Origin of the sequence: Agrobacterium sp. lyk4-40-TYG-31 (genome assembly GCF_030209855.1) — a bacterium.
In the GTDB taxonomy this organism is placed as follows: Bacteria; Pseudomonadota; Alphaproteobacteria; order Rhizobiales; family Rhizobiaceae; genus Agrobacterium; species Agrobacterium vaccinii.
In genome coordinates this window covers 80,659-106,352 of record NZ_JARVRE010000003.1, presented here as the reverse complement: position 1 = coordinate 106,352, position 25,694 = coordinate 80,659, and the positions used below count along the sequence as shown (strand labels likewise).

The following is a 25,694-nucleotide window of genomic DNA, read 5'->3' as shown; positions in this document are numbered from 1 at the left end:
AAAGTCATCATACATATATGCGATGAGAATCCGATGTCAACAACAGCTCGTCTCTCGATAACAGCGATTGGTTGCTCACAGGTGCGATAAATGAGGCATTTTAACTTGTAAGGCAGGTAACCCACCTAGCTGATGGAAAAGTCCCCTCAGCCGTCCGTCTGCACAACGCCGCCTGTTTGCGGGGCGTCGCTCTCACATTGACTTTTCTTCATGAATGCGAGCAAAGTCAGCGCAGTCAGACGGACCGGGGGAGAGACTGATGTCCATGCGCGCTGCTTTGAAAAGCCTGTTGTTGGTCGTGGCAACCTTTGCGTTCCAGTCCGTGTCTGCCCAGGAGACGACGCGAAAAATCGTCACTACGCAGAACGGTGACTATTTCGGTTTCGATCTGCGCACGGAACAGAACGTCTCCCAGCCGCAATGCGAAACCATCTGCATCAACGACGCATCCTGCAAGGCCTTCACCTATAATCCCAAGGTGAAGTGGTGCTTCCTCAAGTCGGATTTCAACCAGCTCAATGCGTTCCCCGGCGCTGTCGCGGGGAAGGTGGTCGAGGTCGCCAGCGAACCGGATATCGGCGCGCCGCAAAAACTCTCCTTTGTGGATGACAGCCTTTATCAGCAGGCCCGCCGCCTGACACTAGACCTTCCCGCAGCTGGTGACGGCCAGCAGGTGGATGATCTTCTTGCCGCTGCCCGCCAGCAATCTGCCGTTGGAAATGACGCTCTGGCCGTGGATGGTTACAAGGCGGCGCTGGCGCTTGCACCTGACGACGGCGCTGTCTGGGCAGAACTTTCTCGCTCCGCAGCAAAGGTCAAGAACAATTACCAGATCAGCGGACAGGCGGCGTCCGCTGCCCTTAATGCCTATTCGCTGAGCCGCACCCTGTCTGCCCGTACCGATGCGCTGAACACGTTGGCGCAGGCATTCGAAAAGACGCAGAGCTACCGTGCCGCGCTCGATGCCTATAAGGCGAGCCTTGCGCTCTCCGATGTTCCGCAAACCCGTGCCATCTATGCTGACCTGAGAACCCGCCAGGGCTTCCGCGTCATCGGCAACACTGTCGATACCGATAGCGTCAGCCCGCGTGCCTGCATCCAGTTTTCCGAACCGCTGGTGAAAAACGGCGTCGATTACACGTCCTTCGTCACACTGGATGGCGCAGCGCCAAAGGCCATCGAAGCAAAGGGCAGCGAGATTTGCGTGGAGGCGCTGACCCATGGCCAACGCTACAAGATCGCCCTGCGCGCAGGTCTGCCCTCCTCGGTCGAGGAGCCGCTCGAAAAACAGGTCGATCTGGACATCTACGTTCGTGACCGTTCCGGCTCGGTGCGTTTTACCGGCGAAAATTTCGTCCTTCCCGGCACCGCCCGGCGCGGCATTCCTCTCGTTTCCGTCAATATCGACCACGCCGATCTCAAGCTTTACCGTGTCGGCGACCGCAATATCACCGCACTGCTGTCCAATTCGCAGTTCCTGACGCAGATGGATGGTTATGGTGCAGAGCGCATCGAGACGGAAATAGGCGAGCTCGTCTGGCAGGGCGCCATAGATATCAAGAGCGAGCTGAACAAGGACGTCGCCACCAGTTTCCCGGTGGATGAGGCGTTGCCGGAGCGCAAGCCGGGCATCTACATGCTGACCGCCGTTCCCCCAGGCACTGCTGCCGAGAGCTGGGATTCGCGCGCAACACAGTGGTTCCTCGTGTCCGATACCGGCATCACCACCTACGCCGGGACTGATGGCCTCAATGTCTTCGTTCGTGCGCTCAGCAGTGCGAAACCGCTCAAAGGCGTCTCGCTTCAGCTCCTTGCCAAGAACAACGAAATTCTCGGCACCGCCACCACGGACGGTGAAGGCCGCGCCACGTTTTCGGCAGGCCTCATGCGCGGGACGGCAGGGCAGGCGCCTGCCATCATCACTGCGCGCAATGGTGAGAAGGATTACGTTTTCCTCGATATGACCCGCGCCGGTTTCGACCTCTCCGACCGTGGTGTGACGGGTCGCGCCGCGCCCGGTGCCATCGATGTGTTCAGTTGGACGGAACGTGGCATTTACCGTGCCGGTGAAACCGTGCATGCGGCAGCACTGGCGCGGGATATCGAAGGCAATGCGGTGGAGAACCTGCCGCTGACCTTCATCTTCTCCCGGCCCGATGGCGTGGAGGACCGACGTTTTGTCAGCGACGGCAAGGCGCTCGGCGGTCATGCGGTGGAACTACCGTTGCAGGAAAACGCCATGCGCGGCACCTGGACGCTGCGAATTCACACTGATCCGAAAACCGCTGCTATCAGCGAAAAATCCTTCCTCGTGGATGATTTCGTACCTGACAGAACCGAATTCGATCTGACCAGCAAAGCGAAGGAGATCGATCCTGCCGGTGAAACGGCAATCGATGTCGATGGTCGTTATCTCTACGGTGCACCCGCTGCCGGGTTGGAACTCGAAGGCGAAATCGCGCTGAAGCCGACCCGGACCCATCCCGGCTTCGAAGGCTACATGTTCGGCTTGGCGGATGAGGAAACTGAAGAGGAAAGCCGTACGACGCTGGATGCCCTGCCGGTGCTGGATGAAGACGGCAAGGCCACGTTCAATGTCACGCTGGCCGATCTACCGTCCACCACGCAGTTCCTGTCTGCCGACATCACCCTTCGTATGCGTGAGGCGGGCGGTCGTGCCGTTGAGCGATCGCTCACGTTGCCGGTCAAATCCGATAGCGCGATGATCGGCATCAAGCCGCAGTTCTCCGGTGATCTCGCGGAAAACTCCATCGGTCGCTTTCACGTTATCGGGCTAGGCGCCGATGGCGCGAAAAAGGCCATGAGCGGGCTGACATGGAAGCTCATCAAGGTCGAGCGTAATTACCAGTGGTACCGTCAGGGCAGTTCCTGGCGCTACGAACCTGTTGTCTACACCAAGCAAGTGGAGACCGGCACCATATCGGTCGATGCCAATGGCGGCGAGATTTCCGTACCCGCCTCCTGGGGTCGCTACCGTCTGGAAGTGGAATCGCCTGAAAATAACGGTCCGGTCTCCAGCGTCGAATTCGATGCTGGCTGGTACGTGTCGGCAAGCTCCACCGAAACGCCCGATGCGCTGGAAATCGCGCTCGACAAGCAGAGCTACAAGATCGGTGACACCGCCAAATTGCAGGTCACCTCTCGTTTCTCCGGGCAATTGATGGTCGCGTCCGGTTCGGAAAAGCTGATCGCGGTTCAGAATATCGAGATCGGCGATAAGGGTGGCGAGATTGATATTCCCGTCACCAAGGATTGGGGTGCTGGCTCCTACGTCACCGCCACGTTGTTCCGCCCCGGCGATGCACAGGAAAGCCGCATGCCCATGCGCGCCATCGGTATCAAGTGGCTAGCGGTCGATCCGGGCGAGCGCAAGCTTGGCATCGCACTCGATCTGCCAAAGCAGACCTTGCCGCGTCAGCCGTTGGAAATCCCCATCCATGTCTCCGGTGCCGGTGTCGGTGAAAAAGCCTATGTCACCATTGCCGCTGTGGATGTCGGTATTCTCAACCTCACCCGTTATGAGCCACCCAAGCCGGATGAATGGTATTTCGGCCAGCGCCGTCTGGGTCTGGAAATCCGCGATATCTACGGTCGCCTGATCGATGGTTCGCTGGGTGCCACAGGCCGTCTCAGAACTGGTGGCGATGGTGGGCAGACAGCACTTCAGGGCAGTCCTCCCACTGAAAAGCTCGTCGCTTTCTTCGAAGGACCGGTGGAGCTGGACGCAGATGGCAAGGCCACCGTGCGTTTCGATATCCCGCAATTCAACGGCACGGCCCGTGTAATGGCGGTTGCGTGGACGAAGACGGGCGTCGGTCATGCCGTGTCGGATGTCGTCATTCGTGATCCCGTCGTCATCACGGCCAGCGCGCCGAAATTCCTCAGCCCCGGCGATGTGTCGCAAATGCGCATCGATATCGCCAACACCGATGGCGAGGCGGGCGATTACACGCTTGCTGTTGCCAGCAACATGGCGATCACGGTGGATGAGGGCGAGCTATCGCAGACCCTGTTGCTGCAAAAAGGCGGTAAAACCTCGCTCACCGTACCGCTGACGGGCGAAAACCTTGGCAATGGCGCTATTTCCATCAAGCTTTCTAATGCCAGCGGGCTTTCGCTGGAGCAGGCGTTGAATATTCCGGTGCGTCCCGCTGTGCTGCCGGTCACGACCCGCCGCAACATCAAGATCGCACCCAACAGCACGCTGACGGTGGACGGAAACCTGCTGGCGGAAAGCATGCTGCTCGGCTCGTCGGTTGCCGTCAACGTCACCCGTTCCCCGGCTTTCGATGTGCCCGCACTGGTCATGATGCTGGACAAGTATCCCTATGGATGCGCCGAACAGACCACTAGCCGTGCACTGCCCTTGCTCTATGTTTCGGAACTGATGAAGCAGCGTGGCGGCGCCGACGATCCCGATATTCGCAAGCGCGTGCAGGAGGCAATCTATCGTGTGCTGTCCTTCCAGTCCTCGTCTGGAAGCTTCGGTCTCTGGGGGCCGGGCGAGGGTGATCTCTGGCTGGATTCCTACATCACCGACTTCCTGACCCGGGCGCGAGAACAGTCTTACGATGTTCCTGAGACTGCTATGGTGCAGGCGTTGACCAACCTGCAAAACGGTCTCGCATATGACACCAATGTAAGGGATCGCGGCAACGAGATCGCATACTCGCTCTACGTTCTCGCCCGCAATCGTAAGGCTGCCATCAACGATCTGCGCTACTACGCCGACACGGCATTGAACGATTTCCCAACACCGCTGGCCAAGGCGCAACTGGCATCGGCACTTTCGCTATATGGCGATGCTGCCAGGTCGAAATCCGTCTTCGGTGCGTCGCTCAGCATGGCCTCGGCCAACACGAAAGTTAGTTTCGCACGTGCCGATTACGGCTCGGCGCTGCGTGATGGTGCGGCCTCGTTGGCGCTTGCCGCGGAAAGCCGCCCGGTTCCGGCTGTCGTGCCGCAACTGGCCAGCGCCGTTGCCAAGGCATGGGATGCGAAGTCCTATACCAGCACGCAGGAACAGGCCTGGATGCTGCTTGCGGCGCGCGCCCTTCAAGGCGAGGACAAGGATGTGCGGCTCGATGTCAACGGTGTGTTGGTCGAAGGCGGCTACAGCAAGACGCTGACCGGCGACGATCTGCTGCAATCGCCCATCAAGCTTACCAATGCGTCCGCAGATGCGGTGACTGCAGTCGTCACGACCGTTGCGCCACCGGCCCAGCCGCTGCCTGCGGGCGGCGATGGCTTCGATATTCAAAAAACCTATTATTCGCTTGCTGGAGAAGAGGTAAATATCAGCGAAACGCAGCAGAACGAACGCTATGTCGTCGTCATTAACGTGACGCCGAAGCACGACTGGCAATCGCGCGTCATGCTGACCGACCTTTTGCCCTCGGGCTTCGAGATCGACAATCCAAGCCTCGTCAACAGTGCGGCCCTTACCAATTTCGATTGGTTGCCAGAAACGGAAACGGCCCATACCGAATTCCGCTATGACCGCTTCGTGGCAGCATTCGATCGTACCGCCGGAGATGCCTCGGAAATCACGCTCGCCTATGTCGTGCGTGCGGTCACTCCCGGCACCTACGATAATCCGGCGGCGACTGTTGAAGATATGTACCGTCCGCAGTTCTCGGCCCGCACCGCAACCGGGCGCATGGAGGTTCGCGCAGCGCAGAAATGATCAGGTGGCGCGCGTTCATAGGCGGTTTCGTGGTGTCAGCGGTGCTAACTGGCGCTGCCGTCTGTGGGCTCGACCGACTGGACCGCGCCTATCCGCCGCCGCTGCACAATGCCGCTATCGCCTCGCAGGAAGTGCTGGATGCGGATGGCAAACTGCTGCGCGCCTTCGCCACGTCGGATGGCCGCTGGCGGCTGAAAACCACGGCTGCGGATGTTGACCCGCAGTTCGTGCGCATGCTGGTCGCCTATGAGGACCAGCGCTTTTTCGATCACGGTGGCGTCGATTTTCAGGCGCTTGCACGGGCTGCCGGGCAGTTGCTGACCAATGGCCGCATCGTTTCTGGGGCATCGACGCTCTCCATGCAGGTCGCACGCCTGATTGAGCCGCGCGCGGATCGTTCCTTCAGCGCCAAACTTCTGCAAATGGTTCGCGCATGGCAGATCGAGCGGCGATTGACCAAGGCCGAGATCATCGATCTCTACCTCAACATCGCGCCCTATGGCGGAAATCTCGAAGGTATCAGGGCCGCAAGCCTCGCATGGTTCGGCAAGGAGCCGAAGCGGCTGGATACAGGGGAGGCGGCCCTTCTGGTGTCCCTGCCACAATTGCCGGAAAAGCGCCGCCCGGACCGTTTCCCCGAGGCAGCCCGCATGGCCCGCGAGCGCGTATTGCAGCGTCTGGCCGTCGCCCGCGTGGTGGGTGAGGGGGAGGCGAGCCGTGCGGCAATTGCGACGGTGCCCTCGAAGCGTCGGGACCTCCCGTCCTTTGCGCCGCACATGGCGGAGGCGGCACGTGCCAGATTTCCCAAATCGGAAAAGATACGCTCCACTTTGCGCGTCTCCATTCAAAGCGAACTGGAAGAGCTTGCCCGTCGGTCCGCCCAGAAACTCGGAGACAAGGTCTCGGTCGCCATCGTCATGGCGGATAGCACCACCGGTGACATCATGGCCGAAGTCGGCTCGTCCGATTTCCTCGATACCAACCGTCGTGGCTGGGTGGAAATGACGCGCGCCGTGCGGTCTCCTGGCTCGACACTCAAGCCGTTCATCTATGGCCTCGCCTTCGAAAATGGCCTCATCGCGCAGGAAAGCATCATCGAAGACCGCCCGGCCGATTTTTCCGGTTATCGCCCGCGTAATTTCGACATGCAGTATCAGGGCGATGTCAGCATTCGCCAGGCCTTGCAACTCTCACTCAATGTGCCCGCTGTACGCCTGCTGGATGCCGTCAGTCCCGCAGCGCTGATGGTTCGCTTCCGCCGCGCATCGGTGCAGATGGTGCTCCCAAAAGCCGAAGCGCCGGGGCTTGCCATCGCGCTCGGTGGCGCGGGTCTATCGCTGGTCGATCTAGTCCAGCTTTACGCTGCACTCGCCAATGGCGGTCAGCCGGTGAAGCTTGGTGATGGCGTGCGTGGAGCGCCGCAGGTGCTGGATGCCGATCCGCTGTTTTCGAAAGCGGCTGTCTGGAACATCACCGATGTGCTGTCCGGCGTCCTGCCGCCGCTCGGCATGAAACAACGCGGCATAGCCTATAAAACCGGCACGTCCTATGGCTATCGCGACGCATGGTCGGTGGGTTTCGATGGACGTTACGTGATTGGCGTCTGGGCCGGGCGCGCCGATAATGGCTCCGTGCCCGGTCTTGCGGGTTATGTCTCTGCTGCCCCCATTCTGTTTGAGGCGTTCACCAAGTCGGGCGTTGCCATTACCCCGTTCGCACCTCCGCCGTCGGGCGCATCGCGCCTTGCCTACAAGGACCTGCCCGCCAACCAGCGACGCTTCAGCGTCACCCCGTCCGGTCTTCTCTCGGCATCCCGCCGCGAAGCCTCTCCGCAAATCGTTTATCCACCCGAAGGTGCACGCATCGAGCTCACCGGCCAGACCGGCAACCTTTCGCCGCTCGTGCTGAAGCTGCAAGGGGGCCGGGCGCCCTTTCACTGGCTCGCCAATGGCAAACCTTTGCCAGAGCCCTCCCGCCGCCGCAGCAGCGAATGGGTGCCGGAAGGTCAGGGCTTTTCCACCCTCACCGTCATCGACGCCGATGGCCGCGCATCGAGCGTGCGGATCTTCGTGGAATAAGCGGTCCTATACCGGACATTACTTTTTAGAGTGTCGCCAGCAATCGGTTGCTTAGCATTCCCGCAGACGCCTGTTGCATCGCCACCTTCTTCTCGATGGATTCGATAATGGTGTCGGTGAAATCGACTTTGGCAAGATCGCGAATATGCGCCAGTCCACCAGGCGAGAACACGTTGACCTCCAGAATTTTGTCACCGACGATGTCGAGGCCGACAAGGAACATGCCATCTTCCACCAGCTTCGGGCGCATCATTTCCGCCAGAGCGATGACGTCATCCGTCACCTCAACGGTCTCAGCCGTGCCGCTGGCATGAATGTTGGAGCGCAGATCGCCCTTGGCGGGAACGCGCCGCAGCGCCGCATATTGTCCATCACGCATCAACGGTTCTCCATTCATCATGAAGAACCTGATATCGCCACCCTTCGCCGCCGGCAGATAGGCTTGAGCGATCAGGTAACCCTCGATGCTGACAGCCTCAAAAATCTGGTTGAGATTGGTTTCCTTGCTGGACTCGATCTTGAACACGTTCTTGCCGCCAGAACCCTGTAGCGGCTTTACGATGACGCCTTTGGGGTGCGAATCCGCAAAGGCACGGATTTCTTCGACGTTGCGCGAAATCAGGGTCGTAGGGCGCACGATTTCCGGAAAACTCTGGAAGTACAGCTTGTTCTGCGCCAGTGCCAATCCCTCCGGGTCATTCAACACGACCACGCCACGCTGCTCCGCCAACCGCCCGAACAGGATGCCGGAATGCACAGCCCAAGGCCGCACGGTCTGATCAAGCGATGGATCGTTGCGCAGCATGAGAGCATCGATTTCCTCGATATCGATCGTCTGTCGCTCCAGTTTCTTTTCCTGAAGCACTGAGTGGAAGGTCTCGATCTTCTTGTATTTCTGGCGCGGCAAGATCAACGCGTGGACGACCAGCGTATCGTCTGCACGCAGGGTAAAGTCGCCGGGTGTCAGATAGACAACCTCGTGACCGCGGTTCAGCGCGGCCATCGCCATCAACCCTGTTGCAAAGGTGGGTTGCTCGCCCTCGATTGAATTGACGAAAAATGCAAGACGCATAGGTCCCTCCCTTATAAAGTTGCCATTTCGGCTATCGATAAACCGGATCGTATTTTCTCAAGGCGCTCGCTTGCTTTCGCCGGCGCCAAAAATGCCGGGCGAATGCCGGGCGGATGTAGCAGGCCGCGCAACGCCAGCTCCTGCATGACAGGAAAATGCGCGGCGGAAATCTTGCCCATCCAGAACGGATCGAGCGCGCCGCCCTTGCGCAGGTGCTCCAGTATTTCGCTGAGGCCGCGCAGATAGATCGCGTCTTTCGAAAGCCCGCCACCTCGGTAAATCCGCAGAACCATATTGAAGGCGCTGGCTTCGTCGAAACCGTGCTCCCGAGTCATCATGCGGAAGGTCTCAACGAAATCGGCACCCTCCAGCATCGCGGCGCATCCAACGACACGCGCTGCAATCAGCCGCAACCTCTCGCGCGTCATGCCTCCAGCGAGGTATTCGGCCATGACCGCCAGGCCTTCCTGAACGCCCTCGTAGCCCGATAGCCCTGTTCGAAACAGCCGCAACCCTTGGGCCGAACCGTTGAAATAGGTCAGCAGGTGAACACCGATTTCGTGGTGGAGTAGTGCTTCCAAACGGCGCCGCTCCATCACAGTGTGGCGTGATATCAGCAGCTTTTCACCTGTTACCATCAGTCCGGGGGGCAGGTCGTCGCGTATCTCGACGCGCGCTTTGAAAAGCGGATTTTCGGCATGGTAGGCATCAACCATCTGCCGTGCGCTCTTCACCACCTCGTAGCAATCGACCATGGCGATATCTTCGGCATCGCCGGGGCGAGGGCAGCGCTTCAAGACGTCTTGCGCCAAGGACAGCAGGGGAGGTTCAACAGAACCATACAGCGCCCGGCTGAAATCCGTGAACTGGCGTCGGTGCAGGTGCGCCAGCATGCTGAGCTGAAGGTCGATCTCCTGCTGCTTCTCACGGTAAAGGTTATAGAGAACGGGGTCTTCGAGGTGATCGAAGGCCACTGAATAAAGCTTGCGTTTTTGCTCTTCGACATCGACGCTCAACGGGCGATACAGAAAATGCGGGGCGTATTCAAACCCGTTCTCACGGAAATCCTTGAGGGCCTGTCGCGCGTTGATGGGTGTGACAGACAGCAGAAAATCGAAGGAAGCGGCGATGTCATCGATTGAACGATCCGCCCGGCGCACCGCATCCACGAACGCCTTGCGCCCCAATGCCCGGTGCGAGGGAATGTTGAGCGCCTGGGTCTTCGTAGAAAATGCTGCGAAAGCTCGCAGACCTGCATCGAAAAGATCGGCAATCATTGTCTCACGAAGGCCCGGATAATCCGCTCCCGATTCTGGTTGACGGTAGATCGGCGCAAAACGCACGCTGATGACAGGGTAATCCAACCCTGCATTCTTAAATGCGGCGATAGGGTCATGCTCGTCATCGGGTCGGGTGATGTGTGGGGTGCGAAAACGAATTTCAGCGTCACAAACAGCCTTGATGAAAACGCGCTTCGCATCCAGCGTTACCGGCTCTTCCGTCGAGGAAACCGCGACCTCATAATGCGGCAAGAACGGCGAATCATCCGCTAGCAGGATGTCGTGTTCCAATTCGCCCACATCCAGAACCATGAAGGTCCCAAAGCGTTTCTCCATTTCCGCCCCAACGACCGTCAGGATTGGCATCGCCTCGGCCAGGCTGGACGCAATAAGATAGGACGCATGGGCCGACGCGATATCTCTAGCCGCCAGATTTTTGGTCCCGGCAGTCAGGTGCAGGCAAAGGAAGGGCAGAGGCCTGTCCATGTGCAGACGCCCGTCGGTGCCGATATCCGTGCGGATGGCTTTTCCTGCATTAAGACACGCTACGACCTCGTCCTGAATGTTGGACGTATTGACCCGCTGTCTTGCCCCAGCCGCGCTCACGCTCGCGCCCTCAGCAAATCCTCCAGCTTCGCCTCAAGCGCGGTCATCGCGTTGCTGATGTCGCGTATGATCTTCTGGTTAGGCTGTCCCGTCCACTCGTCCATGAATATCTTCTTGAATTCGATCGCGATGGCGCAGCCGTTTTGCGGGAAATTCTCGTGAACGAAACGGGTCTGTTCACCCTTTCCCTGAAAGGCAATGTTTTCTCGAACATCCAACTGACGTCCGCCAATCTTCGCGGCGCTGAAATGATCGACCACAGTATTGACCACATCGGCCCAACGCGCCCGGTCCATGGAGATGGTGCCGATATTGATATCGGGAGCATCGTGGGGGTTCGTTGGCTTCGCATCCGCACCGCCGCGCCTGTGATTGTAGCTGTGAACATCCAGCACAACGAACGCGCCATGGCGTTTTTCGACAACCTCAAGCATCTGTTGCAGCATGGCATAATAATCATCATGAAACGCAAGCGACTGCTCAATCGAACCATCTGTCGGCTTTTCGCGCCAAACCTTCAGCCCCCATGCCTGCTCCGGCGTCAGATAAATGGCCTGATCTCGCGCCCTATTAAGATCAAGCTCGAACCGGGAGCGATGCACGACAACCCGGTTGGTTAGCTCAGAAATCATGTCAGCCGTAAAGGGATCTTCTTCCCTCAGCCTCTCATCGGAAGATAAACCCATGATCGGAAGCAGGTCATCGCGCACACCGTGCCCCTCATGGATCGCCGTGCCAACCACGGGGCTCAATCCACATTCGACCGACCAGAAGCGCCTCACACTCCGCTCAAAACCCTCTCCCGACAAACCCATCTCGCCCTCACATTGAACAGCATTGAAACCGCACGACGAGAAGTTTTGTTCCGAATTCATTTAACGTGACAGGCGAACATCGCCTATCAGAACACCCCATTCACAAATCCATCAAAAACTTGACCCACCGCCGCCATAGCAAGCATTTAGCCCTTGCACACATCCAGATTGCTGGTTATGAGAACGCCCGCACGACCCTAAAAAATCGTGCCCGCGGAGAGGTGGCAGAGTGGTCGAATGCACCGCACTCGAAATGCGGCATACCTGCAAGGGTATCGTGGGTTCAAATCCCACCCTCTCCGCCATGATTGTCTCAGAAATGCAGAAGATACTGTGTGTCTGCCCTATCAATTTAGGGCCATGCCGTTAATCGCGGCTGATTAGGCGATAAGAGTGCAATCACAATCTATCCTAAATCTGTGAGATTAAACCTTCCGCTGGTCACGAGGGGCCTCTAAATCGAGGCTGCAGTGAATCAAAACTAGGGCGATTGTAGACCAGATTTATAAGCTCGAAACCGAGCGAACTCATCTGAGAAGGGCGTGGGCGACTATGGGTTCGCCGATGATGGCATTGCTTCGCAAGCATCGCGCGGCTGTAAATTTCGACTGCTTTACATCCGCTTCGATAAATTGAAGATATTGCTGCTCATGGTGAGCCGAAAACGCAGTTGGTGTCGTTGATGACTCCGTGCGATATTCATTTGGCGACAACGGACCAATGTGGTGGCTTGGTGGATGCGAAGAGATTCAGGCGGGTATGGGTTGAGCGAGCCACGAAATGAGTGAATTGTCCTGGAGTTCGTTGCGTCAGAGGTATCTTACGGTTCCTACTTTGTTGCGATCGATCCCTATCGGGGTCGTGATCGCGTCAGGCGTACTGGCCACGACATGGACCCACACCCTTTTGAGCGATCATCAGGATATGGTTGTTCACACCTATGAGGCGATCGACACGACGAAGGATGTTCTCATAGCGCTCGATGATGCGGAAACGGGCCAGAGGGGATATCTCGTCAGTGGTGACCGTCGATATCTCGCGCCTTATGAAAAAGCGATGGAACGGCTGCATATCCTCCAAAATGATTTATCAACGAGGATTTCCGACAATAGTGCGCAGGTCGCGCGTGTCGCAACTCTAAAGAGTTTGGTCGATCAGAAGTTGGCCGAGTTGAGCCACTCGATATCGCTGCACGACAACCAGAGTGCAGAAGCCGCGCGTGCGAATGAGATATCTTATATGGCGGTCGGAACGATGGATCGTATCCGCGTTATCATCGGCAATATTACGGTCAGCGAACGCGATCTGTTGGAAACGCGTCAGGCAGAGGTCGAGACTGATGAACTGCGTATCCGTATTGTGGCGATCATCGTAGGGCTGGCTTCTTTTTTGACGCGGGCAGGGGTTGAAATGTACCTGACGAGAAAGCGCTTGGTATCGTAATGCAGGTTTTTTCATAAGTCCGGTCATTCTCCACTCGCGGACCGGGTTTGGAAGATTATTTGCAGATCATCGAAGACTTTGACGTGTCTTCATTTGCGCTGATCACCATAATGCCAGGAAGGATGAGTTCATTCTGAAAATGCCACCATTTAAAATGGTTTTGGAACTATGGGCGGTCGAGATCGTCTGCGTTGTGGGACATCCGAAACAGGAGACGCTTCAATGGCTGATGACAGCACCACCACGATACGCGCTATTTTCAATACAAGGGCTTCGGCAGATCTTGCAGTCGAACATATGGTCCAGCAGCACGGCATCGCGCGGCCGGACATTTTCGTTCAGTCGGCTACTGCTGAAAACACAGTGGGTTCTCAGCCTTCCGGTGGCGATGTAACGAAGGGCGAGGGCGCGCGGGATGATGCGCCGCTTGAGGGTGAAATCGAAGTGTCGGCGGATATAGCCGCGGAGGATGTTGCCGCCGTTCAGCGCAGCCTTGGCGAGGCCGGTGCCATCAGGGTTTCCGGCGGCTGATGACTGTTTCAGAGGTGCCGTGAACAACGAGGGCTTGAATGGAGCCCGCGGCATACCCATTCCTTTATTCCATATGATTTCTCTTTTCGGGTTGGAGTCTCCGATGGCTGCAAGAACGTGGAATGCAAGTGGGGCGAGCCCCTGAACGTCTGATGAATTCCTCGACAGCGCGGAGCGCATGCGTCGATTGCGCCGCCTGTCCGGCATTGCTCGGCTGATGGATACGGCGATCGGTATTCCCGGCACACGACTGCGCTTCGGTGCCGATTCTATTATGGGTCTTGTGCCATTGGTGGGTGATGGTGCAGGTGCGCTGGTGGGGCTTTACATCGTCAACGAAGCCCGTCGCATGGGTGTGCCGCGTGAGAAGCTGGCGCGAATGATCGGCAACATCGGCATGGATGCCGTGGTCGGCAGCGTGCCGCTGGTCGGCGATTTGTTCGACGTTTACTTCAAGTCCCATCGCCGCAACGTCAACATGATCATCGATCATTTCGGCATACACGACGATCAGCTAGGCCGTAAAAGGTAGGCTTGAACTGCGGGCTTTCACGCTTGCGGGGAGAGTGAGAACGGCCCGCAGCCCGTTGGGTGAATTGCTCTCCAAGGACAGCGAGCCGCCGTGGAGTTCGGCGAGTTCGTTAGCAATGGTAAGGCCGAAGCCGGAACCGGCGATCCGTTCGTCTTCTCGAACGCCCGGTAGCAGAACGGCCTCCATACGAGAGGCCGGAATGCCCGGGCCGTCATCCGCAATACTGATACGCAGGTTCGCGCCATCCTTGATGGCGCTGATGCTGACCTGAGACGATGCCCATTTGAAAGCGTTGTCGATCAGGTTGCCCAGCATTTCCTCCAGATCGTTCTCGTCGCAGGCGACCCGCGCGGCGTCTTTGATATTATTTTCAAAGCTGATGCCTCTGTCGGCGTGAATGGAGCTGATTGCAAGATGCAGGTTAGACACCACCGATCCGATATCGGCACCAGCCAAGGCGTTACCTGCGGCCATGACTTGTCGCGTTGCGCTGAGGTGGTGCTTGATCCGATGGTCGATGCGTCTGCCCAGATCTCGCAACGTACCGTCGGGATCATTGCTGTCGGTCAGCGCTAGAAGCAGACTGGCGACGGGCGTCTTCAGGCCGTGAGCGAGATTGGCAAACTGCATGCGTGTTGCGATCAACCGCTCCTCATTTGCCGTCAGTAAAGCGTTGGTCTTTGCAGAAAGTGGCGCAAGTTCGCTCGATGGCTGCGGCGGCAGTCGGTCGAGTTCACCATTGTTGATGGCGTCGATATCTTTAGCCATCGACGCGAGCGGTCGCAGACCGAAGCGTATTTGCCAGAGCGTTCCGCCCAAAAGGACGGTGCCGAGAACCAGCATGCAGGGCACCAGCCAGAACAAGGCTCTCAATGCGGGTTTGATCAGCGCTGTGGAGGGCGCACTCGCGGTGATGATCATTACTGTGCCGCCGATGTCGCGGGAGATTTGACGCGTATAGAGCATCTGGCCGTTGCTGTCCCTGCTTTCACCGGGCGAGGCCATGCCCGTCAGCATGTGTTTTAGGCTTTGGCGCGGCGGAGGGGCTTCCAGTGTGCTTTGCATCAGCGAGCGGGATGTCAGGTGTTGATCGCCTGCATCAATCTGCCAGTACCAGCCGGAGCCGCCACGGTCGAAGGGTGGCGCATCCAAGGGTGTGGAGAGTGAGAGCCTGCCGTCCGGCCCTTGCCTGACAGCACCGGCAAGCGCGCTGATTTGCGTGTCCAGCCGCTGATCGATCTGCTCGCGCACCACCGTTTTCAGAGCGAGCCATAGGATAACCGAGGCGACCACCAGTGCCGCGGTGACGAAAATGCCCGAGAACAGCAACAGCCGCCCGGCGATAGACTTTGGAGAATTCAGCGGAAAGATCGTCAACTTGCCACCGCTGCCGTCAGCATGTAGCCGCGACCCCTGACAGTTTCGATGCGTTCCGCACCGACTTTCTTGCGCAGTCTGGCAATGATGACCTCTATCGAATTCGAGTCCACTTCCGCATCCCCGTCGTAGACGCGCTCGTTCAGTTCACGGCGGTCGACGATGGTTTCCTTGCGCAGGATGAGGCAGGACAGGACACGCCATTCGAGCGCCGTGAGTTTCAAGGGAAGGCCATCGAGTTCGAAGGTGCTAAGCTGCGCGTCGAAGACCAGCGGTCCGCAATTCAGCCGGGCGGAAGCGTAACCGGCAGCCCGGCGCACCAGCGCTCGCAGCCGTAGCACCAGCTCCTCCACCTTGAAGGGCTTTGGCAGAAAGTCGTCTGCCCCGGCCTTGAAGCTTGCTACTTTGTCCGGCCAGCCATCGCGGGCGGTAAGGACAAGAACGGGGAGATTGCGTTCGCTTTCGCGCCAGCCTTTCAGCACCGAGATGCCATCGATCTTGGGCAGGCCCAGGTCGAGAATGGCGACGTCGAAGAGTTCCGTCAGCCCTGCGTGAAGCGCATCTTCGCCATTGCGGGCGACATCGACGACGAAGTTTTCAAGCCGCAGTGCACTTGCGATCCTGCCGCCGAGATCTGCGTCGTCTTCCACGAGCAATACGCGCATGAGTGAACTTTCCAATGAGAGAAGGCCGGAAATCTAGATCTGGCAGCTTAACTCAAACTGAACAGGAAGGTTCAGGCAGCTGTGTGGGAGGTTGGGCTAGATTGCAGTTGTCATTCACAAGGAGCAACGCAAATGGAAAACGAAAATCACACAGCAGACCATATCGGCCCCACACCAGCGCCGGATCATCCAAACCATAAACGCCGCAGCCGACTGGCACTACCAGCCATCGCCGCAGTCGTTGCCCTAGCACTGGGTGCTGCGGGCGGTGCAGGCGCCATGAAACTGGTGCGGCCAACGGCTGAAATGGCACCCATGACGCCGGTCGAAATCTCGACCATGCCAGCATCGAGCCTTGTCACCATCAAGGGCACGGTTGCCGAAATCTACGGCAATAAATTCGTGTTGCAGGATGGTAGCGGCAAGGCGCTGATCGAAACGGGTCCCGGCTGGGAAGATGGCGATCTGGTCAAGCAGAACGAGGCCGTGACCGTGCAAGGCCGTTTCGACGATGGCTTCGTACATGCCAGCTATCTGGTGCGCGAAGACGGAAAGACGGAAGCGCTTGGTCCGCAGAAGGGCCCACCACCGCACAAGCGTCTGGAAGATATGGTCCGCGGACCGGCACCTGAAGCGCCAAGGCCCTGAGACACTTTAAATGATACAGCCCCCGGTGGTCGCGAGACCGCCGGGTTTTTGCCGTTGAAGATCAGGCTGCGGAAGAGTAGCGCGCGACTGACTGGACTGGCAAAAGCCGCATGACTTCATCGGCAAATGCACAGGCGTTCTGCATAGCCTTATCCAGATTGCTGACCTGTGCAGGGTTCATCATATGCAGGTAGCCGCCGAAATCGAACATGTCGCGAAAGGCGGCGCGCTCGATGATCGGGGTATCAAGCACATGTACATTGCGCTTTGCGAGCAGCGCTTTTGCGGCGAGAAGCGCGCGGGTCGTGACCATCGAATTGACGCGCGACAGCACGACGGAATGTGGAATCTTGATCGACGCGCGATCATCGAGATAGCGCAGCAGTTCGAGAACCTGCGCGCCACCCTGCGCATCCATGGTGCTGCCCTGCACGGGGATCAACACATGGTTGGACAGTCCGACGGCGGTCGCCAGAAGAGGTGACTGGGCACCGGGAAGATCGATGATGACATGATCGAATTTCCGACGGTTTTCGAGAACGTGGTTTTGAAGGCTGGAGGCGGAAACATAGGTGATGACGGAGAGATCGACGCGATGGTCAGCCGATTCCCGCCACTTGGAGAGCCAGCGCTGCGGATCTGTATCGACAACGCAAATCCGCAAGCCGCGGCGTGCCAGTTCCGACGCCAGCAGCAGAACCGCCGTCGTCTTGCCTGCGCCACCTTTGGTATTTGCGAATGTAATGACCGCCATGGAAAGATCCGATAAAAGCTGAGACGGTCATCGCCTGTTTCGATGCGCCGAAATCATGGCGCCAGCCGATCATTGAACATTATGGTTAACGATTTCTAAATAAGATGAGCGAAATTAGTGACGGCGGTCTTCGGCCAGGATTTCTCTGAAAATCTGGTCCAGCGGCACGATCTTGTCCACCCCACCATGGGCGATGGCTTCCTTCGGCATGCCGAAAACGACGGAGGAGGCCTCGTCTTGAGCAACCGTATATGCGCCTGCCTGATGCATTTCCAACATGCCACGCGCCCCGTCATCCCCCATGCCGGTCATGATGACGCCCATGGCGTTTGACCCTGCCGACCGCGCGGCGGAGCGGAAAAGCACATCCACCGACGGGCGATGGCGGGTAACGAGAGGGCCATTGCGAACCGACACATAGTAGCGCGCGCCTTGTCTTTCCAGCAGCATATGCTTGTCACCCGGGGCAATCAGCACATGGCCACGCAGGACCGGATCACCATCTGATGCTTCCTTGATCTCTACCTCGCAAAGCGTGTTCAGGCGGCGCGCGAAAGCGGCGGTAAATTTTTCCGGCATGTGCTGGACGATGACCATGCCCGGCGCGTTTGCGGGCAATTTTTCCAGCATTTCCCGCAATGCCTCGGTGCCGCCAGTGGATGCGCCGACGCAGACGACCATTTCGGTGGTGCGGGCCATGGCCTTGCCAGATGGTGGCGGCAGCACGGCATCGGCAGTCAGTTTCGCCTGCGGATCGCTGGCGGCAGACCGGCGGGCAACCGCCTTGGCGCCCTTGACGCGGGCATGCGCGGCACTCTTGACCACTTCACATATGCGCTGTGCCGATTCAGCCAGATGATCGGCGGCACCGATGCGTGGCTTGACGATGATATCCACCGCGCCGGCTTCCAGCGCCTGAAGAAGCGTTTCGGAACCGGCTTCGGTCAGCGATGAACACATGACGACCGGGATTGGGTGCTGGGACATGATCTTGCGCAGGAAGGTAATGCCGTCCATGCGCGGCATTTCCACGTCCAGTGTGATCACATCCGGCATATCTTCCTGTATCTTCTTCGCCGCCATGAAGGGGTCGGACGCTGCGCCGATCACTTCGATTGCAGGGTCGGACTGAAGAACCGCCGTCAGCGTCTGCCGGACGCTGGCGGAATCATCGACGATAAGGACGCGGGTTTTTTTGATCATGCTACTTTATTGTTTCATGAAGACGGTGTTGGCAACCTGCTTTATCGGAAGATCGATACCGGTCACGGTCTCCGAATGGCCGATGAGGAGATAGCCACCCGGTGCGATGCATTTGCAAAGCTCGGTCAAGACATGGGTCTGCGTCTTCTTGTCGAAATAGATCAGGACGTTGCGGCAAAACAGGATGTGAACAGGATCGCCGATTTCATATTTCGGGTTCATCAGGTTCATGCGCGCAAAGCCGATCTTGGAGCGAAGCTTTGCAGCAATTCGCACGTCGTTGCGGTCGCGCTCCTTGGCCTGCATCACATATTTGCGCTTCATTTCCGGCGGCACGGGATCGACCAGATCACGGCTGTAGATGCCGCTATGGGCTTTTTGCAGCACGTCTGTGGACAGATCGGTGGCGAGGATGTTGTAATCCGAGATTACGTTCCGTTCCACGGCTTCAGCCATGACCATGGCCATGGTGTAGGGCTCGGCACCTGTCGAGCAGGCCGAACTCCAGGCGCGCACGCGTCCGATCCCTCTCTTTGCCAATGCAGGCAGCGCGACTTTTTCCATAAAGTCGAAATGGTTCGGTTCGCGGAAAAAGTCTGTCTTGTTCGTGGTGACGACGTCGATCAGGAAGATCGATTCCGCTTCCATTCCACCGTGGCGAAACAGATAGTCGCAATAGTCGCTGAAGTTGGCATAACCCGTGGCGCGCAAGCGTTTGCGCAGGCGACCCTCCAGCATGGAGCGCTTGGTCTCCGGCATTTTGATGCCGCAATATTCATAAATGAAGCTCGAGAGTTCGCGAAAGTCGCGGGTGCTCAGGCTGTCGTCGAAATTTACGCTGACGGCGGTACTCAACTCTCAAATTCCTTTCACGCAGCGCGCATGGGTCCGGCATTGATCTTTGCCAGATCGCCAGCTTCGCTTGAAAACAACTGTGCAAGATCGATGATGACGACGAAATCACCTTCGCGGCGCACCACGCCGGCGATGTAGCTGGAGTTCCAGCGAATGCCGATATCCGGCGCAGTCTCGATCTGGTCGAGAAGGAACGGCGTGACTTCGAAGACCTTGTCGGCCACCAAGCCCAGCGCCAGCAACTTGTCGCCGAAGGGGATGTCGAGAACGAGGATACGGGTGTGCGGCGTTTTCACCGTACGTGTCATGCCCAGACGCAGGCGCAGATCGATGACGGGAACGCCCTGACCGCGCACGTCGCGCAGGCCCAGCAGATAATCCGGCCCATGGGGGATTTTGAACGCCTCCTCATGGTCGAGAATTTCTCGGACGACATCCACAGGAACGGCGAAGACTTCCTCGCCGAGACTGAACGTCACGTACTGGGTATGAGATGATGGGCTCGCCATTTTACGTCTTCTCCAAAGTCATGGTTTCGTCAGTCGAGGTCGTCTGCGTCTGATCTCGGTATTCGGCATTGACGCGGCGGAGGGCAATGTCCGCCGCGCCAATGTGTCATCAAGCGGACTGGCGGAAGTCCTGGTCGGCCGCGTCGGGGCCGCCCATCGACATATCCAGTGAAAAGCCCTTGGCGCGTGCCTGCTGAGCGCCAATCGAGTTGTCGTTCGGTCTGCGTGCAGCGGCCTTTGGCGCACTCTGAGTTGCGCGGATGGAGCCGTGGAACTGCGGTTGCGCGCGGTTGGCTGCCGCTGCGTTTGCACGCTCGACCTTGAAGAACGCGATGCTTGCCTGAAGCTCTTCGGCCTGGGCTGCAAGCTCTTCGGAGGTTGCCGACATTTCTTCCGATGCGCTGGTGTTCTGCTGCGTCACCCGGTCGAGCTGCTGGATCGCCTCGTTGATCTGGTTGGCGCCGATGTCCTGCTCGCGACAGGCGGCAGAGATTTCGGCAACCAGTTCAGCCGTCTTGCGGATATCGGGAACCAGACGGTTCAGCATCTCGCCTGCATCGGCAGCGGCAGTCACTGTTTCGCTGGACATGGCGCTGATTTCGGCGGCGGCAGACTGGCTACGCTCTGCCAGCTTGCGGACTTCCGAGGCAACGACGGCAAAGCCCTTACCATGCTCACCTGCACGGGCCGCTTCCACGGCTGCGTTCAAGGCGAGAAGGTCGGTCTGGCGGGCGATTTCCTGAACGATGGAAATCTTCTCGGCAATGGTGCGCATGGCAACGACAGCGCGACCGACAGCGGCACCGCTGGCTTCGGCATCGGTGGAGGACTGGCGAGCGATCTTTTCCGTCTGAGCCGCATTTTCGGCGTTCTGGCGAATGTTGGCAGCCATCTGCTCCATGGATGCGGATGCTTCTTCTGTGGAAGAGGCCTGTTCTGTTGCGCCCTGCGAGACCTGCTCGGAGCTGGATGAAAGCTCCTGACTGCCGGTTGAAACATTGTCTGCGGCAGACAGGGAGTCGGAGACGACGCCGCGCAGACGTTCGATCATGGTGTTGACGTGTTCAAGCAACTGACCGATTTCATCACGGGTCGTGACAGCCGCCAATTTCGTGAGATCACCCTCTGAGACGTCGCGAACCGCAGCGATGGCCTTCGTCAGGCCACGGCTGATGCCGAGGGCAATCATGAAAGCAATAATGACGGAGAAGATAACGAGCGCGATCGATGCACCAATGAGAATGTTTCGTGCCGACTCATATTGTTCGTTGGTTGCTTCGTCGGTTTTCTTCAGGTCGGAGTTAATCGTCGAGGACAGTGCCGTCAGGGTCGTGAGCAATCGATCCGTTGCCATCGCTCCATCAGTCATCGACAACTGACCAGCGCGCTCATTGCTTTCTGCTGTGTTTTCAGTTGCCAGGGCAAAAACCTGGTCCTGTATTTTCATCCAGTCGGTGTAAATCGAACGGAAGGACGTCGTAGCCGTTTTTATTTCTGGAGACGTATCCAGTTCGATCTTGCCAATACTTGTCTCGATAACCTTACGGCGCTCCGTGGCATCGCGCCGGTACTCATTGATTTGTTGCATATCGGTGGACATGACAGCATTTTTTTCGGCGCGAATGGCACCAGAGATGCTTTCCGAAAGTGCGTTCAGGCTTTGCAGATTTTCCGCCGGGCCATCGATGATTTCCGTAATGGAATCGTTAAGGGATGCGAGATTGAAAATAGCCATGGTCGCCATGCCCCCGGCCATCAGAATGATGAGCGTGAACGCTAGAGCCAGTTTTAGTTTAATCGTGAAGCGCATAATAACCTCGGGTTCAAAATGGGAGAGGGTTGCAAAAAAGGTTGTGTTCTGCCCTCAAAAACCATTTGAAGGCGGCGGAAATCTCACTGGCGACAAAGCTTGCGATGGTCGTTGGGCCCGGAGTTATTCTCCCCGAGCCCTTTGGTGGTCGACTTATGCGCTTTCGCGGAAATCGGCGTCGCTGGCATCCGGGCCGCCCATGGACATGTCCAGTGCGAAGCCCTTGGCGCGCGCTTGCTGAGCGCCAATCGAGTTGTCGTTCGGTTTGCGTGCAAAGCTTTTCGATGCCGGTGCTGGATTATGAGTTACGCGGACGGTACCGTGGGATTGCGTTGACGGGCGGTTTGCTGCCGCGGCGTTCGCACGCTCGACCTTGAAGAAGGCGATGCTGGCCTGAAGTTCTTCGGCCTGGGCTGCAAGCTCTTCCGAAGTCGCCGACATTTCTTCCGATGCGCTGGTGTTCTGCTGCGTCACCCGGTCGAGCTGCTGGATCGCTTCGTTGATCTGGTTGGCGCCAATGTCCTGCTCGCGGCAAGCCGCAGAGATTTCGGCAACGAGTTCTGCCGTCTTGCGGATATCGGGAACCAGACGGTTCAGCATTTCGCCTGCATCGGCAGCGGCAGTCACGGTTTGAGTGGACATGGCGCTGATTTCAGCGGCGGCAGACTGGCTACGCTCTGCCAGCTTGCGGACTTCCGAGGCAACGACGGCAAAGCCCTTGCCATGCTCGCCTGCACGGGCCGCTTCCACGGCGGCGTTCAGAGCCAGAAGGTCGGTCTGGCGGGCAATTTCCTGAACGATGGAAATTTTCTCGGCAATGGTGCGCATGGCAACGACAGCGCGACCGACAGCGGCACCGCTGGCTTCGGCATCAGTGAACGACTGGCGAGCGATCTTTTCCGTCTGAGCCGCATTTTCGGCGTTCTGGCGAATGTTGGCAGCCATCTGCTCCATGGATGCGGATGCTTCTTCTGTGGAAGAGGCCTGTTCTGTTGCGCCCTGCGAGACCTGCTCGGAGCTGGCGGACAGTTCCTGGCTACCAGTCGAGACGTTGTCTGCGGCAGAGAGGGAGTCGGAGACGACACCACGCAGACGTTCGATCATGACATTGACCTGCTCCAGAAGCTTGCCGATTTCATCGCGCGACGTGATTTCGCTCAAGGTTGTCAGGTCGCCATCGGCAACTTTCTGGACGGCTGCCGATGCCCTGCTGAGGCCCTTGACGATACCAAGTGCGATCAGGAATGCCGCAGCAAGAGCAATCACGATTGCTGTTGAGGAAATGCCGGTGATCATCGTCCATGTGGTGTCGTAAAGCGAATCCGTATCCGCGTCGGCCTGGCGCATCTGGGTTTTGCTTGCCTCTACGCGCTGGTCGATAATATCGCCGATCTTGTCGGTGGCCGTGCGGCTTTCAGTCTTCGTCTTGATCAGAGCAGTCTGAAGATCGCCAGATCTCACGGATTTGCGGATGTCGTCGTCAATGTGAAACAGTTCTGCGCCCAATTCTCCAACGAGACGCCATTGCGTACGACCCGCATCTGTGGTCGCATTCTTCTGAAGCCAATCGACTTTTTCATTGAACTGGCTGCGGTAGGTGTCACTGTCCTGAATGGATTTTTCGGCAGCTGCGGCATTATCCGCAGTGGACATGTTCATCTGCGAACGGGTGAAGCGCAGCTGGATGCGGCCAAGTTCTTGAGCGGCCTCAAGGCGGGCGGCAGGACCGGCTATCAGGTTGCTGATGGCAGTGTTAAGGCTGTTGAGGCTGTTGATGGAGTAGACGGATGTACCCGCCATCATCAAAATGATGAGGCCAAAGGCAAGCGCTAGCTTAAGTTTAATGGTGAGGTGCATGATACTTGTCCCTTATAAATCTTGAACGCAAGCCAGGTCATCTCAGGCCCCAGATCGATTGAATGGAATGCTTCATTCTCTAATTTTGTAGTCCCCGCTTCGTCATTAAAATCGAACGAAGCGGGGGTGTTGCTTTGATTTACGCGCTTTCGCGGAAGTCGGCGTCGCTGGCATCTGGGCCGCCCATGGACATATCAAGTGCAAAGCCCTTGGCGCGGGCCTGTTGGCCGTGGATGGACTGGTCCTGTGTCGGGCGGCGTGCCGGTGCGGCAGGCTTTGCGGCCTGACGCGGTGCCGGTGCGGAAGGCCGTGCCTGCGTCTTCTGGGCGTAGCCGGAATTGCCGCGCTCTACCTTGAAGAAGGCAATGCTGGCCTGTAGCTCTTCGGCCTGTGCTGCCAGCTCTTCCGAGGTGGCGGACATTTCTTCAGACGCGCCGGAGTTCTGCTGGGTGACGAGATCGAGCTGCTGGATCGCTTCATTGATCTGGCTGGCACCGATATCCTGCTCGCGGCAGGCCGCAGAAATTTCCGAGACCAGTTCGGCGGTCTTGCGGATATCCGGCACCAGGCGGTTCAGCATATCGCCGGCTTCGGTCGCGACCTGTACGGTCTCGCCCGACAGCGAAGAGATTTCGGCAGCAGCGGCCTGGCTGCGTTCGGCCAGCTTGCGGACTTCCGAGGCAACGACGGCAAAGCCCTTGCCATGTTCGCCAGCACGGGCTGCTTCAACGGCGGCGTTCAGCGCGAGAAGGTCCGTCTGACGAGCGATTTCCTGAACAATGGAAATCTTTTCCGCGATGGTGCGCATGGCAGAGACGGCACGGCCCACGGCCTCGCCACTGGCTTCCGCATCCTTGGAAGACTGACGGGCGATCTTTTCGGTCTGGGCCGCGTTGTCGGCATTCTGCTTGATGTTGGCAGCCATCTGTTCCATCGAAGCAGATGCTTCTTCGGCAGACGATGCCTGTTCCGTCGCACCCTGTGAGAGCTGCTCGGAGCTTGCCGACAGTTCCTGGCTACCGGACGAGACGTTGTCGGCAGCGGTCAACGCATCCGAAACCACGCCACGGAGGCGCTCGACCATGCGCTGAAGAGAAATACCAAGCGTGTCCTTGTCAGAAAGCGGTCTTGGCGTGACTGTCAGGTTACCGTCTGCAATTTCGTTAGCGACGCTTGCGGTGTTGCGCAGATTGCCGGTCATGACGTTGATGCGGTTAACCAGATCCTTGATCTCATCGTTGGTCTTGATCTCAACTTCCTGATCAAGATCGCCAACCGACACGGCTTCTGCCACGGTCATGATCTTACGAAGGCCGCTGCTGATACCCAAGGCAATCCAAAGTGCTGTCATCACCGCAATAACAACGGCTGCAATCGATGCGGCAATCAGCATCATGCGTGTCTGCTCGTACTCGGAAGCGGCAGACTGTTTGGCTTCGTTGAGGCGTGTCCGGTTCATCTGCACGCCTTCATCGAGTTTCTGGGTCAGTGCGCTTGCAGCCACACGGCCTTCACCCGAAGAGTAAGTCGATGCGGCTGAGACATTGCCTTCGGCCACATATTCGCGAACGCGTTCGTCGCTCGTCTCGAATGCCTTGGTGATTGTCTGCAGGTCGGTCCAGTAGCCGCGCGTTTCGGCGCTCGCCGTTGCTGCCATGTCAGCAATCATCTTGTCCATCTCACCGCGGATTTCGTTGCTGGTCGCGATGTGTTTTTGTGCTTCCTGCGGCGATGTCGCCAGAATCAGGTTCTTCTGCGCACGGACCATGGAAAGCGACAGGGCGTTGATCTGGTGTGTCTTGTCGAGACGAACGACGGTGCCGTCAACGACGTCATCCATCGCGCCCTTTGCGACGCCAAGGCTGAAAATGCCGTATCCGGCTGTTCCTGCGAGCATCAAGATCAGGAATCCGAATGCGACAGCTAGCTTCATCTTAATGGTAAATCGCATT

At 58.1% G+C, this 25,694-nt stretch carries 17 protein-coding genes, 1 tRNA gene and 2 pseudogenes; 7 read left to right on the top strand and 13 right to left on the bottom strand.

Annotated elements, in window-relative coordinates:
• Positions 1–259: 259 nt before the first annotated feature.
• Together QRN55_RS03610 and pbpC are read left to right on the top strand one after the other, a co-directional pair.
• Positions 260–5,707, top strand: a complete 5,448-nt coding sequence (locus tag QRN55_RS03610; RefSeq protein ID WP_284774898.1) for an alpha-2-macroglobulin family protein — start codon at positions 260–262, stop codon at positions 5,705–5,707.
• Positions 5,704–7,785, top strand: coding sequence for a penicillin-binding protein 1C (gene pbpC / locus QRN55_RS03605; RefSeq protein ID WP_284774896.1), 2,082 nt, complete (start codon positions 5,704–5,706; stop codon positions 7,783–7,785). Before QRN55_RS03610 ends, pbpC begins: the two co-directional genes overlap by 4 nt.
• 25 nt (positions 7,786–7,810) lie before the next feature.
• On the opposite strand, the gene QRN55_RS03600 is transcribed toward pbpC, so the two are convergent.
• Genes QRN55_RS03600 through QRN55_RS03590 form a run of 3 tightly spaced genes read right to left on the bottom strand, consistent with a single transcriptional unit; the run spans position 7,811 to position 11,558 of the window.
• Positions 7,811–8,857 (bottom strand): glutathione synthase, encoded by a 1,047-nt coding sequence (locus QRN55_RS03600; RefSeq protein ID WP_111841142.1) that lies wholly within the window; start codon positions 8,855–8,857, stop codon positions 7,811–7,813.
• Positions 8,858–8,868: 11 nt separating this feature from the next.
• Positions 8,869–10,743 carry a flavohemoglobin expression-modulating QEGLA motif protein gene (locus tag QRN55_RS03595; RefSeq protein WP_284774894.1) on the bottom strand — a complete coding sequence of 625 codons (1,875 nt, stop codon included), beginning with the start codon at positions 10,741–10,743 and terminating at the stop codon, positions 8,869–8,871.
• Positions 10,740–11,558: an N-formylglutamate amidohydrolase gene (locus QRN55_RS03590; protein WP_284774891.1), complete on the bottom strand. Its 819-nt coding sequence runs from the start codon at positions 11,556–11,558 to the stop codon at positions 10,740–10,742. The genes QRN55_RS03595 and QRN55_RS03590 overlap by 4 nt, the downstream gene beginning before the upstream one ends.
• 215 nt (positions 11,559–11,773) lie before the next feature.
• Here QRN55_RS03590 and QRN55_RS03585 point away from each other — a divergent pair.
• From QRN55_RS03585 to QRN55_RS03570, 4 genes are all read left to right on the top strand, one after another.
• A tRNA-Ser gene (locus tag QRN55_RS03585) sits at positions 11,774–11,863 on the top strand.
• 475 nt (positions 11,864–12,338) lie between these two features.
• Positions 12,339–13,001: a CHASE3 domain-containing protein gene (locus tag QRN55_RS03580; RefSeq protein WP_284774889.1), complete on the top strand. Its 663-nt coding sequence runs from the start codon at positions 12,339–12,341 to the stop codon at positions 12,999–13,001.
• 222 nt (positions 13,002–13,223) lie between these two features.
• Positions 13,224–13,532, top strand: a complete 309-nt coding sequence (locus tag QRN55_RS03575; protein ID WP_284774887.1) for a hypothetical protein — start codon at positions 13,224–13,226, stop codon at positions 13,530–13,532.
• A gap of 178 nt (positions 13,533–13,710) precedes the next feature.
• Positions 13,711–14,064, top strand: coding sequence for a DUF4112 domain-containing protein (locus QRN55_RS03570; protein WP_284774884.1), 354 nt, complete (start codon positions 13,711–13,713; stop codon positions 14,062–14,064).
• Here QRN55_RS03570 and QRN55_RS03565 read toward each other — a convergent pair.
• A complete protein-coding gene (locus QRN55_RS03565; RefSeq protein ID WP_284774883.1) occupies positions 14,047–15,441 on the bottom strand; it encodes a sensor histidine kinase in 1,395 nt (464 codons plus the stop codon). The two genes, QRN55_RS03570 and QRN55_RS03565, sit on opposite strands and share 18 nt — an antisense overlap.
• Entirely contained in the window at positions 15,438–16,106 is a 669-nt protein-coding gene (locus QRN55_RS03560) for a response regulator transcription factor (protein ID WP_284774881.1), read from the bottom strand. The genes QRN55_RS03565 and QRN55_RS03560 overlap by 4 nt, the downstream gene beginning before the upstream one ends.
• Positions 16,107–16,238: 132 nt before the next feature.
• Between QRN55_RS03560 and QRN55_RS03555 the strand changes: the two genes are divergently transcribed.
• Positions 16,239–16,754: a hypothetical protein gene (locus QRN55_RS03555; RefSeq protein ID WP_284774879.1), complete on the top strand. Its 516-nt coding sequence runs from the start codon at positions 16,239–16,241 to the stop codon at positions 16,752–16,754.
• Between the two features lie 61 nt (positions 16,755–16,815).
• Here QRN55_RS03555 and QRN55_RS03550 read toward each other — a convergent pair whose 3' ends face one another.
• The 8 genes and pseudogenes from QRN55_RS03550 to QRN55_RS03520 all read right to left on the bottom strand — a co-directional run bounded on the left by QRN55_RS03550 (position 16,816) and on the right by QRN55_RS03520 (position 25,693).
• A complete protein-coding gene (locus QRN55_RS03550; protein ID WP_111841150.1) occupies positions 16,816–17,508 on the bottom strand; it encodes a ParA family protein in 693 nt (230 codons plus the stop codon).
• Positions 17,509–17,622: 114 nt separating this feature from the next.
• Entirely contained in the window at positions 17,623–18,711 is a 1,089-nt protein-coding gene (locus QRN55_RS03545) for a protein-glutamate methylesterase/protein-glutamine glutaminase (protein WP_111841151.1), read from the bottom strand.
• 6 nt (positions 18,712–18,717) lie between these two features.
• Positions 18,718–19,566 carry a CheR family methyltransferase gene (locus QRN55_RS03540; protein ID WP_284774876.1) on the bottom strand — a complete coding sequence of 283 codons (849 nt, stop codon included), beginning with the start codon at positions 19,564–19,566 and terminating at the stop codon, positions 18,718–18,720.
• 14 nt (positions 19,567–19,580) lie between these two features.
• Positions 19,581–20,075 (bottom strand): chemotaxis protein CheW, encoded by a 495-nt coding sequence (locus tag QRN55_RS03535; RefSeq protein WP_284774875.1) that lies wholly within the window; start codon positions 20,073–20,075, stop codon positions 19,581–19,583.
• Between the two features lie 109 nt (positions 20,076–20,184).
• On the bottom strand, positions 20,185–21,885 hold the full coding sequence (locus QRN55_RS03530) for a methyl-accepting chemotaxis protein (RefSeq protein ID WP_284774873.1): 1,701 nt from the start codon (positions 21,883–21,885) through the stop codon (positions 20,185–20,187).
• A gap of 153 nt (positions 21,886–22,038) precedes the next feature.
• Positions 22,039–23,100 (bottom strand): annotated as a pseudogene (locus tag QRN55_RS24500) (methyl-accepting chemotaxis protein); the annotation flags it as partial.
• A 156-nt stretch (positions 23,101–23,256) separates the two neighbouring features.
• Positions 23,257–23,685, bottom strand: a pseudogene (locus tag QRN55_RS24495) (methyl-accepting chemotaxis protein); the annotation flags it as partial.
• Between the two features lie 196 nt (positions 23,686–23,881).
• A complete protein-coding gene (locus QRN55_RS03520) occupies positions 23,882–25,693 on the bottom strand; it encodes a methyl-accepting chemotaxis protein (protein ID WP_284774869.1) in 1,812 nt (603 codons plus the stop codon).
• Position 25,694: the final 1 nt, after the last annotated feature.